Source organism: Streptococcus pyogenes, from assembly GCF_002055535.1.
Classification (GTDB): domain Bacteria; phylum Bacillota; class Bacilli; order Lactobacillales; family Streptococcaceae; genus Streptococcus; species Streptococcus pyogenes.
The window spans coordinates 1,133,287-1,145,371 of the sequence record NZ_LN831034.1 but is presented as its reverse complement, the minus strand read 5'-3'; the positions used below and the strand labels follow the sequence as shown (position 1 = coordinate 1,145,371).

12 protein-coding genes are annotated in these 12,085 nt (G+C 39.8%); 9 read left to right on the top strand and 3 right to left on the bottom strand.

Annotated elements, in window-relative coordinates:
- Window positions 1–311 precede the first annotated feature (311 nt).
- Entirely contained in the window at window positions 312–1,532 is a 1,221-nt protein-coding gene (locus tag B6D67_RS06135) for an MFS transporter (RefSeq protein ID WP_010922401.1), read from the top strand.
- A gap of 119 nt (window positions 1,533–1,651) precedes the next feature.
- Here B6D67_RS06135 and B6D67_RS06130 read toward each other — a convergent pair whose 3' ends face one another.
- On the bottom strand, window positions 1,652–2,017 hold the full coding sequence (locus B6D67_RS06130) for a thioesterase family protein (RefSeq protein ID WP_002984124.1): 366 nt from the start codon (window positions 2,015–2,017) through the stop codon (window positions 1,652–1,654).
- Window positions 2,018–2,131: 114 nt separating this feature from the next.
- On the opposite strand from B6D67_RS06130, the gene B6D67_RS06125 reads away from it, so the two are divergent.
- Window positions 2,132–2,863, top strand: coding sequence for a pseudouridine synthase (locus B6D67_RS06125; protein ID WP_012560779.1), 732 nt, complete (start codon window positions 2,132–2,134; stop codon window positions 2,861–2,863).
- Between the two features lie 48 nt (window positions 2,864–2,911).
- Here B6D67_RS06125 and B6D67_RS06120 read toward each other — a convergent pair.
- A protein-coding gene (locus B6D67_RS06120) for an IS3 family transposase (protein WP_164875337.1) occupies window positions 2,912–4,254 on the bottom strand; the annotation gives its coding sequence in 2 pieces (ribosomal slippage) (window positions 2,912–3,804 and window positions 3,804–4,254; 1,344 coding nt in all).
- A 241-nt stretch (window positions 4,255–4,495) separates the two neighbouring features.
- On the opposite strand from B6D67_RS06120, the gene B6D67_RS06115 reads away from it, so the two are divergent.
- The 3 genes from B6D67_RS06115 (at window position 4,496) to B6D67_RS06105 (ending at window position 6,221) form a co-directional block, all read left to right on the top strand.
- Window positions 4,496–4,624 (top strand): DUF4044 domain-containing protein, encoded by a 129-nt coding sequence (locus tag B6D67_RS06115; protein WP_002989532.1) that lies wholly within the window; start codon window positions 4,496–4,498, stop codon window positions 4,622–4,624.
- A 56-nt stretch (window positions 4,625–4,680) separates the two neighbouring features.
- On the top strand, window positions 4,681–5,994 hold the full coding sequence (obgE, locus tag B6D67_RS06110; protein WP_020750251.1) for a GTPase ObgE: 1,314 nt from the start codon (window positions 4,681–4,683) through the stop codon (window positions 5,992–5,994).
- 68 nt (window positions 5,995–6,062) lie between these two features.
- Complete coding sequence (locus B6D67_RS06105; RefSeq protein WP_002984154.1) at window positions 6,063–6,221, top strand: hypothetical protein; 159 nt, start codon at window positions 6,063–6,065, stop codon at window positions 6,219–6,221.
- A gap of 4 nt (window positions 6,222–6,225) precedes the next feature.
- Here B6D67_RS06105 and pnuC read toward each other — a convergent pair whose 3' ends face one another.
- A complete protein-coding gene (gene pnuC / locus B6D67_RS06100; protein ID WP_011285592.1) occupies window positions 6,226–6,921 on the bottom strand; it encodes a nicotinamide riboside transporter PnuC in 696 nt (231 codons plus the stop codon).
- 224 nt (window positions 6,922–7,145) lie between these two features.
- On the opposite strand from pnuC, the gene B6D67_RS06095 reads away from it, so the two are divergent.
- The 4 genes from B6D67_RS06095 to B6D67_RS06080 all read left to right on the top strand — a co-directional run bounded on the left by B6D67_RS06095 (window position 7,146) and on the right by B6D67_RS06080 (window position 12,083).
- A complete protein-coding gene (locus B6D67_RS06095) occupies window positions 7,146–8,546 on the top strand; it encodes a glycoside hydrolase family 1 protein (RefSeq protein WP_010922397.1) in 1,401 nt (466 codons plus the stop codon).
- Between the two features lie 8 nt (window positions 8,547–8,554).
- Window positions 8,555–9,649: a DUF871 domain-containing protein gene (locus tag B6D67_RS06090; RefSeq protein WP_010922396.1), complete on the top strand. Its 1,095-nt coding sequence runs from the start codon at window positions 8,555–8,557 to the stop codon at window positions 9,647–9,649.
- A 105-nt stretch (window positions 9,650–9,754) separates the two neighbouring features.
- Window positions 9,755–11,749: a BglG family transcription antiterminator gene (locus B6D67_RS06085; RefSeq protein ID WP_010922395.1), complete on the top strand. Its 1,995-nt coding sequence runs from the start codon at window positions 9,755–9,757 to the stop codon at window positions 11,747–11,749.
- 22 nt (window positions 11,750–11,771) lie between these two features.
- Window positions 11,772–12,083 carry a PTS sugar transporter subunit IIB gene (locus tag B6D67_RS06080; RefSeq protein WP_010922394.1) on the top strand — a complete coding sequence of 104 codons (312 nt, stop codon included), beginning with the start codon at window positions 11,772–11,774 and terminating at the stop codon, window positions 12,081–12,083.
- The last annotated feature ends 2 nt before the right edge of the window (window positions 12,084–12,085 follow it).

The following is a 12,085-nucleotide window of genomic DNA, read 5'->3' as shown; positions in this document are numbered from 1 at the left end:
GATACCTCATTTTGTGACTTTTTAAAAAAACTTAGGCTTGGTTCTTAGAAGAAAAATGTATCCGCTATGTTCAAAAGAACTTGACAATTAAAATGAGCTTTACTATACTAGTAACAATTAAATACTACTTTAAACATGTTCCGTGAAGCATGAAAGTCTTAACAGTAAAGAGAGTTTTTTTGTCATCTCTTATTATTTAGTGAACTTTGATGGACTTGCGGACTTGTTTCCAAGTCTTTTTTTGACCTTTGGACAAAGGGTATTCAATTAATTAAGGTAGTCAGTGAGCTACTATTAAGAAGGAGACAATTATGTCAACATTATCATTGGACACCACAAATAAGCGAGCTTTAGTGGCAGCTATTGCAGCTTCAGGAACGGATGACTTGAATGTCATGTTTCTTGCCTTTTCCATGTCTTCCATTATGACAGACTTGGGTCTTAGTGGCACTCAGGGTGGCTGGATTGCGACCATTACCAATTTAGGAATGTTGGTGGGAGGCCTCTTATTCGGGTTGCTGGCTGATAGGCACCACAAGTTTAAGGTCTTTAAATGGACGATTTTACTGTTTTCAGTAGCAACAGGATTAATTTATTTTACCCAGTCTTTGCCCTACCTGTACCTGATGCGATTTATTGCTGGCATAGGAGTTGGAGGTGAGTACGGTGTAGCCATTGCCATAATGGCAGGGATTGTACCACCAGAAAAAATGGGTCGGATGTCTTCTTTAAATGGTATTGCTGGCCAGCTTGGCTCTATTAGTTCGGCTCTTTTAGCAGGGTGGCTGGCTCCAAGTCTAGGCTGGCGTGGCCTTTTTCTCTTTGGATTACTTCCGATTCTCTTGGTGATTTGGATGACTTTAGCCATAGATGACCAAAAAATTTGGGATCATTATGGGCAAGAGGAGGAAGAATGCAGTCAACCAATTAAAATCAATGAACTATTCAAAACAAAATCCTTAACAGCTCAAACCCTTGCTTTAATGGTCATGACGACTGTGCAGATTGCGGGCTATTTTGGAATGATGAATTGGTTGCCAACCATTATTCAAACAAGCTTAAACCTTTCAGTAAAAAGTTCGTCCTTGTGGATGGTGGCTACTATTGTCGGCATGTGTTTGGGGATGCTGTATTTTGGTCAGCTTTTAGATTGCTTTGGTCCACGTCTGATTTATTCCCTCTTTTTATTAGCATCATCTATTTGTGTTTACCTTTTTCAATTTGCCAATTCCATGGCGAGTATGGTTATTGGAGGTGCTATTGTCGGTTTTTTTGTCAATGGGATGTTTGCTGGCTACGGGGCTATGATTACCAGACTTTATCCCCATCACATTCGATCCACGGCTAATAATGTTATTTTGAATGTTGGCCGTGCTCTAGGAGGATTTTCGTCCGTTGCTATTGGTAGTATTTTAGATGCCTCAGGTATTTCAATGGTCATGATTTTCCTAGCTTCTCTGTATGTGATTAGTTTTGGAGCCATGTGGTCTATTGGTCAGTTAAAAGCAGAACGCTACCAACAATTGCGTTAGCAAAGAGATGGGTGTTAGTATTTGAGTTACTTTCACTCACAAAGCTATTTTATTGATTGAGATAACCAAAAAGGTAAGCACTTAGGGATTGCTTACCTTTTTGGTTCTTTTCTTTTGTTTTACTCCGCTACTTTGGCCATAAAATGTTTACTGTTCACCCTAACTCTAGTATGACAGGCTTTTCCAATGAGTTGTTCTCCCACAAAAGCTTCCAAGCGGAAATCGTATTTTCGGCCTTCTTCTTTAAGGGCTGTAATGATAATTGTAACAGGATCTCCAATGGCTGAAGCTGCCAAATGTTGGATAGCTATCTCGCTGCCAACCGTTGTAAAGTCACTGTCGAGCTGTTCTTGGGCAAATAAGTAAGAAGCATTTTCCATAAAAGCAACAAGAGCAGGAGTAGCTAGGACATTCAGCGTTCCTGAGCCCATGGCTTTAGCCGAATGATTGGGACGGGTTTCATAAGTGTGAGAATAAATAGTCATAAGTTAATCTCCTCGTTTCTATAAGCCTATTATAATATATTAAGCGCTTACAGTCATGAAACTACTGTTTTTTTATGTTATACTTAATAATGAATTTTCTTTGAAAGGGTTATGATGCGCTTAGATAAATTTTTAGTGGCAACTGGTGTTGGAACTAGGAGCCAAGTCAAACTTCTCTTAAAAAAGAAGGCTATTTTCGTCAATCAAAAGGTTGAAACCTCTGCCAAAGCACACATTGATGAATACAAGGATTTGGTGACGTATCAAGGCACGCCCTTGGTCTATGAATCCTTTGTTTATTACCTGTTAAACAAGCCGTCAGGGTATGTGTCAGCAACCCAGGACAGACAGCAGGCTACTGTTATGGAGTTGTTAGATGACACGGCTAGGCAAAAAGCAGTTTTTCCTGTGGGTAGGTTAGATAAGGATACCCGTGGACTTTTGCTCTTGACCAATAATGGACAACTAGCCCATGACCTTTTATCCCCTAAAAAACATGTTACGAAAGAGTACTTGGCTAAAGTAGCAGGCATCATGACTGAAGCTGATAAAGATTATTTTGCTAGAGGTATTTCCTTAAAGGATCACCAGTGCCTACCTGCTCATTTAGAAGTGCTTGCTAGTGATTTACAGCAGCAAACAAGTTTGGTTAAAATTACCATACAAGAAGGAAAATTCCATCAGGTGAAACGCATGGTAGCAGCCTGTGGAAAGGAAGTGCTTGACTTACAGCGTCTCAGCATGGGACCATTAAAACTAGACCCTAGCCTTGCAGAAGGGGAGTTTAGGCGCCTGACGCCTGAGGAATTGCAGAGCCTGGCACCTTATTGTCAGAGCTCACTATAAAAAGAAACCTCCCCGGTCAGTACTGACCCCAAAAAGTTGGACAAATAATTATTGAAAGGATTTAGTTCTGTATTGGACAGGACTAAGTCCTTTTAGTTTTGCTTTAATTCGTTTGTTGTTGTAGTAAAAAATGTAATCTGTAATAGCTTCTTCAAGCTTGTCAAGTGATTGATAAGTTGTCTCGAGTCCATAAAACATTTCAGATTTGAGAATGCCAAAGAAGGAATCCATCATGCCGTTATCCGGGCTATTCCCTTTGCGGGACATGGATGGCAGAATACCTTTAGACTCTAAAAAATCATGGTAGGACTGGTGTTGGTATTGCCACCCCTGGTCACTATGAAGAATAGTTCCGCTGTATGAATCCGCTGGAAAAGTCTTCTCAAGCATGGTTTGAGCCTGTTTCAAGTTAGGAGACCGAGACAGAGTGAAATCAATAATCTCACAGTTATAGCTATCAAAAACTGGCGATAGATAAAGCTTCCCTTCAGGTAGGGCAAACTCCGTCACATCAGTGTAACATTTTTCGTAAGGTTTAGAGCCTTCGAAGTGACGTTTAATCAGATTATCAGCCTTCTTACCAACCTCTCCTTTGTAAGAAGAATACTTGCGCTTCCGACGAATGCGGGCTGCTAGGCCCATGACTTTCATGAGACGTTGAACTTTTTTATGATTGACCACAAATCCTCGGTTACGCAACTCCATATGAATACGACGATAACCGTAATTACCTTTATGCTCATCATAAATCTCTCGAATCACATGCTTTAGTTCTATATCCTTATCTCCTTGAGCTAGTCGCTTCACTTGATAGTAATAGGTGGAGCGTGATAAATCAAGGATTTCAAGTAGCATCTCTAAGGGAAATTGATTCCTTAATGCTTGAATGATTTCTGTTGCTCTTTGAGTTTTGCTTCGTCCCTCAAGCGGTATTCTCTCAGCTTTTTTAGCACAGCATTCTCCGCTCTAGGGTATTCTAATTCCTTCTGAAGACGTTCAACCTCTGTCATCTCTTCCAAATTTTTCTTACGTTTACGCCCCATCTTACTCGGTCTCCCTCTTGGTTTTTCAAGAATAGTATAACCGTTTTTCTTGTATTGCGCTATCCACCTTGAGAGCATACTAGAAGTTGGTAAAGCATAATCTAAGGATGTTTGTTTCTGAGATTGGCCGTCAATCAGGACTTTATTTATTATCTCTTGCTTCAGTTCTGGAGAATAATAATGATTCTTACATTTTTGAACAATGGTTACCCCATACCTATCAATCAAGCGAATCATATATTTGAGATCGGATTCTGCCATATCAAACTTTTTTGATATGGATTTAATGGACTCTCCCATTTGCCGTAACTCATAAATCTTAACTTTCGTTTCTTGATTAAATTTCATAAAAAAATAGCACCCCAATCGTTAGATTTTGTGTCTAACTTTTGGGGTGCAGTTCACCAGACGAGGAGGTTTTTATCTGTAACATTATTTTGCAAATGCTAATGTATCATATTCATATGAAATTCACAAGATACAATACTCAGTAATAGCCTACATAGCGTAAATATTCATCTGATATTTGCCTAAAACGATCTTTCATGTTAAGATATAAGAAGAAAAATCAATAGATGAGGTATTTAATGTGGCATTTGGAGAAAATGGACCTCGCAAAAAAACAACCTTTGAAAAAGTGACAATGTTTGTTGTTATCCTAATGGTTCTTGTAACTGTTGGCGGGCTTATTGCGAGTGCCCTATCAGTATTAATGTAAGGAAACGCTGAAAGGCGTTTTTTTAAAGTAAAAGAAAGTTAGAGAATAAAAAAAGTATGAGTATGTTTTTAGATACGGCAAAAATCAGTGTCCAAGCAGGCCGTGGTGGCGATGGTATGGTAGCTTTTCGTCGTGAAAAGTACGTCCCAAATGGCGGTCCTTGGGGAGGAGACGGCGGTAAAGGTGGCTCAGTTATCTTCCGAGTGGACGAAGGTTTGCGTACCTTGATGGATTTCCGGTATAATCGTAAATTCAAGGCGAAATCTGGTGAAAAAGGTATGACCAAAGGCATGCACGGCCGTGGTGCAGAAGATTTGATTGTCTTTGTTCCTCAAGGGACAACGGTTCGTGATGCTGAAACTGGAAAAGTAATTACAGACTTAGTAGAACATGGTCAAGAAGTGGTCATTGCTAAGGGTGGTCGTGGTGGCCGTGGGAATATTCGTTTTGCAACTCCTCGTAATCCTGCGCCAGAGATTGCTGAAAATGGTGAGCCAGGTGAGGAACGTCAGTTAGAGTTAGAACTCAAAATCTTAGCTGACGTTGGCTTGGTCGGATTCCCATCTGTTGGGAAATCAACCTTGTTAAGTGTTGTGTCATCAGCTAAACCGAAAATTGGTGCCTATCATTTTACCACTATTGTTCCTAATCTTGGAATGGTTCGTACAAAGTCAGGTGATAGCTTTGCTATGGCAGATCTGCCAGGTTTGATTGAAGGTGCTAGCCAAGGGGTTGGTTTAGGAACTCAATTCCTCCGTCATATCGAGCGGACACGGGTTATTCTTCATGTGATTGACATGTCTGCTAGTGAGGGTCGTGATCCTTACGAAGATTATGTTTCCATTAATAACGAGCTGGAAACCTATAATTTGCGATTGATGGAGCGCCCACAGATTATTGTGGCTAATAAAATGGACATACCAGAGGCTCAAGAAAACTTGAAAGCCTTCAAGAAAAAATTGGCTGCCCAATATGACGAGTTTGATGATTTGCCAATGATTTTCCCTATTTCAAGCCTAGCACATCAAGGCTTAGAGAACTTGTTAGAAGCAACGGCAGAATTACTCGCTAAAACAGACGAATTCTTATTATATGATGAATCTGATCTGGTGGACGAGGAAGCTTACTATGGCTTTGCTGAGACTGAAAAAGACTTTGAGATCACACGTGACGATGACGCTACTTGGGTCTTGTCTGGTGAGAAGTTAGAACGTCTCTTTGTCATGACCAATATGGAACGTGATGAGTCCATCATGAAATTTGCCCGTCAATTGCGCGGTATGGGGGTTGACGAAGCTCTTCGTGAACGTGGAGCAAAAGATGGGGATCCTGTTCGTATTGGCAAGTTTGAATTTGAATTTGTGGATTAAGGCAATCTATTACAATAGCAGTGTGATAGTGCTCTTGTGTGTTATCTTTAAGATGGAGGTTTCTGATTATGGGTGATAAACCGATATCCTTTAAGGATAAGGATGGAAATTTTGTATCGGCAGCAGATGTTTGGAATGCTGAGAAATTAGAAGAATTGTTTAATCTTTTAAATCCCAATAGACGTTTGCGCTTAGAACGTGAAAAATTGAAAAAGGATGAGGCTTAGGCCCTCATCCTTTTTTGACCTTTTTTTCTTGGTAACGTTGGAGCATTAGCCAATTATAAAAAGTGTAACTATCATTAATAAGAAAGGTGGCAAAGCAGATGACCACAGCATATTGGCTGGCATCTGTTTGAGCAGCATGCATCCATAAGAGAATGAGGACTAGATCATTGAGCCCGTATGCTAAAGCAAAATAAGGGCTGCGCTTATAGCTGAGATAAACCGCTGAGAAAGAAGTGGCAATCGATAAAGTGGAGACAAGTAAATAGGCTGTTTGAATAGAAGCCAAGATGCTGTAGAAAATAAGAGTGATCAGTATAGTAAAAACGAAAAGACATCTTCGATCAGTGGGTGTTAATCGTGAAATAGTCACTTGTGATTTTTTCCCTTCAAAAGGATGGTTTAACCAAGTAAAAAGTGAAAAAATAGTCATAGGGAGGGTCATAAAAAGATAGGTCATTAACTCTCCATAGTAACTGTTTCGTAATGAAAGATAGGCATAGATAATGGAAAAAATAATGACGAGCCCTTGACCAATAGGATTAGCTTTAGCACTAAAAATGAGAGAGGTCACACCAATCAAAGAAGCTATTAAAGCTAAGGGAGCTTGCTTACCGAATAAAAGGGCGCTAATTAAAATGGCCAAGACAGAGCTTAACCAAAGTGCCCACTCGGTTTTTGTAAAGTAGTTTAAATAAGCCATACCCCTATTCAAACATAGGCTAAGGCATCTGTCAATAGGGGCTTGGTTTTGATAAGAAGTAGCAGGGCAGGTTAGATAGGCTCTTTAAGATAATAAAATATGTCAAGCTTTAAATCACTTATTTTCCGTGATGATAAGGAAAAAACAGATTTTTTAAAGCGTTTACATCACCTGTTTTTCTTCTTATAATAAAAAGAGAAGTGAGCAAAGAAAGGACAAAGGATATGAAACAAAGAAAACACCGTTATCAATTTCCAGATGGCTTTTTATGGGGAAGTTCCACATCTGGGCCTCAAAGCGAAGGAACGGTTCCTGGAGATGGCAAAGGACCTAGCAACTGGGATTACTGGTTTAGTATTGAGTCAGCTAAGTTTCATCACCAAATTGGTCCAGAAAAAACCTCAACCTTTTATGAAAACTATAAGGGTGACATTGCCCTTTTGAAAGAAACAGGCCACACGATTTTTCGGACCTCAATCCAGTGGTCTCGATTGATTCCAGAAGGAGTCGGGGAGGTTAATCCAAAGGCGGTGACATTTTACCGAGAAGTATTTCAAGACATTATTGCTCAAGGTATTAAATTGATTGTTAACCTCTATCATTTTGACCTCCCCTATGCCTTGCAAGAAAAAGGTGGCTGGGAAAACAAAGCTACTGTCTGGGCTTATGAAACCTACGCAAAAACCTGTTTTGAGCTTTTTGGTGATTTAGTAAACACTTGGATTACCTTTAATGAACCGATTGTTCCAGTCGAATGTGGCTATTTAGGTTATTATCACTACCCTTGTAAAGTAGATGCCAAGGCAGCAGTTCAAGTGGCTTACAACACACAACTGGCCAGTTCACTGGCGGTCAAAGCTTGTCATAAGCTTCATCCCGACCACAAGATTAGTATTGTGCTTAACATGACACCTGCTTATCCTCGGAGTAATGCTCCTGAAGATGTCAAGGCTGCTAGAATCGCAGAGCTTTTCCAAACCAAATCCTTCCTAGATCCATCAGTTTTGGGTGTTTACCCAGCAGAGTTAGTTTCCATTTTAGAGGAAGCTGATTTATTACCTCAATATAGTGCTGATGAATTAGAGATTATCAAAAACAATACTGTTGATTTTTTGGGAGTTAATTATTATCAGCCTTTGCGGGTTCAGGCACCTAGTAAGTCACAGCAAGAGGGGGACCTCCTTATCTTAGATATTTATTTTGAACCTTATGATATGCCTGGTAAAAAAGTCAATCCTCACCGGGGTTGGGAAATTTATGAACCAGGACTTTATGATATTGCCCTTAATTTAAAAGAACACTATGGTAACATCGAATGGCTAGTCACGGAAAATGGTATGGGTGTCGAAGGTGAAGAAGCTTTTTTAGCAGATGGCCAGATACAAGATGACTACCGCATCACCTTTATCGAGGATCATCTTATCCAGCTTCATAAGGCTTTGGGAGAAGGAGCCAACTGCAAAGGCTACCTCTTGTGGACTTTTATTGATTGCTGGTCTTGGTTAAATGCTTATAAAAACCGATATGGTTTGGTAGCTTTGGATTTAGAGAGTCAAAAGCGAACCATAAAAAAATCAGGTTACTGGTTTAAGGCGTTGAGCGAGTCAAATGGTTTTGATAAATAGGAGGCAATATGGTTGATTTAGGATTTTCTCTATACCCTGAGCGGTATGATGTTACCAAGAGTAAAGCTTATATTGACTTATGTCATAGCTATGGAGCCAAGCGCTTGTTTATGAGTCTCTTACAGCTGGCACCAGCTGATCACCAGATGTTTCATTGCTACGCAGAGCTCATTGCTTATGCAAATCAATTAGGCATTCGAGTGATTGCTGACGTTAGTCCAAGCTTTATTAGCCAAGCTGGTTGGTCAGATCAGCTTATTGAACGAGCTCATGCCTTCGGGTTAGCGGGCTTACGCTTAGACGAGGCTCTCCCTCTAGCAGAGATTGTAACTTTAACAAGAAATCCCTTTGGGCTTAAAATTGAACTTAATATGAGCACTGATAAACAATTATTGATGTCATTGCTAGCGACAGATGCAGAACGGAGCAATATTATTGGTTGCCATAATTTTTATCCACATGAATTTACCGGTTTGTCATGGCAACATTTTAAGGATATGTCACGTTTTTATCATGAGCATGATATTGAAACGGCTGCTTTTATTACCGCTCAGTCAGCATCTGAAGGCCCTTGGCTACTGGCAGAAGGCTTGCCGACAGTGGAAGACCATAGGCACTTGCCCATTGGCCTGCAAGTAGAATTAATGAAAGCGATAGGAACCATTGATAATATCCTCATATCTAACCAATTCATTTCGGAAGAAGAATTGGCAGCATGTACTCAAGCTTTAGCAAGACCAGTCACGACGATCAAGGTTAGGCCTATCATCGATTTGACAGAAGTTGAGGAGCAAATCATTGGCTATCCGCATTGTTATCGTGGCGATGTATCTGATTATGTGATTCGATCAACCATGCCACGTCTAGTCTATGCTCAGGAATCGATTGCTCCAAGAGACCAATCTAAGGAGGTCAAACGAGGTAGCATTATTATTGACAATGACCGCTATCATCGATATAAGGGAGAACTGCAAATTGCTTTGAAAAATTTTACGGTCAGTTCAAAAGCTAATGTGGTTGCTGAGGTCAGAGAGGACTATCTTAGTTTGTTAGATGATTTGCGACCTTGGCAGGAATTTTGTTTGGAGATTGCCCCATCATAGATTCTTTTCACAATCAATGCGGAAAATGATGGTCACCTTTTTCAGGAAATATTTGGTACACTAAAGGAGGGTAGAAAGCGTTTTCTAAAGTAGTAAGGAGGACTAATGTTATCAAAAAAAGAACTGGCCATCATAACATTTCTAATCCATCACAAAGAGCAGTTTGTCTCTAGTGCAACTCTGGCTGAGGTTATCGGTATGAGTGACCGTACGGTTAGGAAATACCTCAAAGAACTGATCAGTAGCCTTCCTGAACACGGAGCTCACATCATTTCTAAACAAGGTCGAGGTTACTGCTTAGAAATTGACCATTCTATGGCATTTGACATCTTTTGGCAAGAAAGTGTGACGTCTAAAAAACGTTTGGCAGATGTGACTCAAGTGGAAGAATCGGTTGATCGAGAAGATTATGTGCTTCATAAATTCTTTTTTGAAGATGCCGTTCAGGATTTTGAAGAGCTTTGTCAAGAATTGTATATCAGTCGGACAACTTTAAAACATGTTTTAGCAGGTATTAAGGAGCGCATAATACCTTACCAGTTAGAGCTTGAAATAACTCACCAACATATTCAAATAAGAGGTAAAGAAGAGGACATTAGGCATTTTATCATGGACTATTTTTTTGTTACTAGTTTTGATAATACCTTGTCCACCATGGTAGGTAATACCTTTCTTGAAGGTATTAATTTTGCAGAAATCATGATTATTGTCTTGGATGAATGTCGGGATGCTAAGTTGAAACTTTCTGATTTTGTCATGAATAATCTAGTCTTGCATATTGCCCTAATGGTTCAGCGTATTCGATCGGGGTGTCCATTAGAACTGTTTTCCATTCCAATAGCTATTCGTCAGTCTGATGAGTATCAAGTAGCTCTGCGCATTTTGTATCGAGTGGAAGAAGTGATGGGGATACGTTTTCCTAAAGAGGAGGCTAATTATATTGCACTGCATCTAAAGGTCAAACATTCTGTTGGTAAGCATTGGCAAGATGATAATACCGATGAAAAGTTGCAGGACCATTTAAAAGCATGTATTGCCAAGATTAGTCAATTGACAGGCATGACTTTAGAAACAGATACCAATTTATTTCAAGGTTTATTAGCCCACATGATGCCCTTGACCATACGTCTTGAAAACCATATTCAGCTGACTAATCCTTTAACTGAGGAAATTAAAAGCCAGTATCCTGAAATATTTACCCTTACCAAGCAGACCTTTTCGGATTTGCTTGTATGTCAAAAGAATGATGTCTCAGATGATGAATGGGCTTATATTAGTTTGCATTTAATGGCGGCCATTGAGCGTTATTCAAACCGTCATAAATTGAGGGTTCTAGTAGTTTGTGCCACAGGTTATGGTAGTGCCATGATGTTGAAAAATCGCTTGGAAAAGGAATTTGAAGGACGTTTGCGTATTGTCGATGTTATCAGTTACTATGAAATAACCGAAGAGCGACTGAAAACCGTTGATTTGATTATTTCCTCTATCAGCCTTGCCAATCTGATGTTTTTAACACCAGTGATTACTGTCAGTGTTTTTTTGTCAAATCAGGATATTGAAACTATTCGACAATTTATTGGAGAACAAGAAGGTATCAAGAAAGAGGTCAGTTTACCGTCACAGATGAGTTTAGCAAAAGCAGAGCAGCTTCTAACAGGTGTTTTTAGCCCTAATCGTTTTCTTTATTTAGACGAGAAAATCTCAAAGGAAGACTTGCTTTTACGGATGATTGCTTGTCTTGACGAGGCGGGAACAGAAACGTTTGTAGAGGACTTCTATCATCAAATGGTACTGAGGGAAAATTACAGCCCAGTCATCTATGGAGAAGTGCTTGCCTTTCCGCATCCTGCTAATCCCATGACTTATTCTGAACAGGTAGTAGTGGTTATTTGCCGAGAGCCTCTTGAGTGGGACAAGGCGCATCAAGCTGTTCATTTTGTCTTTCTATTATCCCCGTCTAAAGGGCATAATCATAGGTTAAAATATGTATCACCAGGTTTGGCATCTTTTGTCAATCAGGTGGAGCTTCAGCAAGCGTTACTAGAAGAACCAAATTATTCCAAATTCATGACAGTGTTTACCCCACTTATTCATGATTAAAACGATTAAAAGGAGAAACCTTATGAAATCTATTATGTTAGTTTGTAATGCCGGTATGTCAACTAGTATGTTGGTGACTAAGATGCAAAAAGCAGCCCAAGCGCGTGACCTTGAAGTTTCTATTTGGGCAGTTCCTGTGAGTGAAGCTGACAACGAAATGGCTGCTAATAGCATTGACGTTCTCTTGTTAGGTCCACAAGTCAAATTCTTACTAAAGGATTTTAAAGATAAGTTTGAACCAGATATTAAAGTAGATGCCATTAACATGGCTGATTATGGTCTTATGAACGGTGAAAAAGTCCTTGAAACAGCCCTAGCAATGATGGAGGAGTAGGC

What these genes read in the sequence shown, in the direction of transcription:
- B6D67_RS06105 (WP_002984154.1), top strand. Translation starts at nt 6,063, where the DNA reads ATGGGTGATAAACCGATATCCTTTAAGGATAAGGATGGAAATTTTGTA.
- B6D67_RS06090 (WP_010922396.1), top strand. Translation starts at nt 8,555, where the DNA reads ATGGTTGATTTAGGATTTTCTCTATACCCTGAGCGGTATGATGTTACC.
- B6D67_RS06125 (WP_012560779.1), top strand. Translation starts at nt 2,132, where the DNA reads ATGCGCTTAGATAAATTTTTAGTGGCAACTGGTGTTGGAACTAGGAGC.
- B6D67_RS06085 (WP_010922395.1), top strand. Translation starts at nt 9,755, where the DNA reads ATGTTATCAAAAAAAGAACTGGCCATCATAACATTTCTAATCCATCAC.
- obgE (WP_020750251.1), top strand. Translation starts at nt 4,681, where the DNA reads ATGAGTATGTTTTTAGATACGGCAAAAATCAGTGTCCAAGCAGGCCGT.
- pnuC (WP_011285592.1), bottom strand. Translation starts at nt 6,921, where the DNA reads ATGGCTTATTTAAACTACTTTACAAAAACCGAGTGGGCACTTTGGTTA.
- B6D67_RS06135 (WP_010922401.1), top strand. Translation starts at nt 312, where the DNA reads ATGTCAACATTATCATTGGACACCACAAATAAGCGAGCTTTAGTGGCA.
- B6D67_RS06130 (WP_002984124.1), bottom strand. Translation starts at nt 2,017, where the DNA reads ATGACTATTTATTCTCACACTTATGAAACCCGTCCCAATCATTCGGCT.
- B6D67_RS06095 (WP_010922397.1), top strand. Translation starts at nt 7,146, where the DNA reads ATGAAACAAAGAAAACACCGTTATCAATTTCCAGATGGCTTTTTATGG.
- B6D67_RS06080 (WP_010922394.1), top strand. Translation starts at nt 11,772, where the DNA reads ATGAAATCTATTATGTTAGTTTGTAATGCCGGTATGTCAACTAGTATG.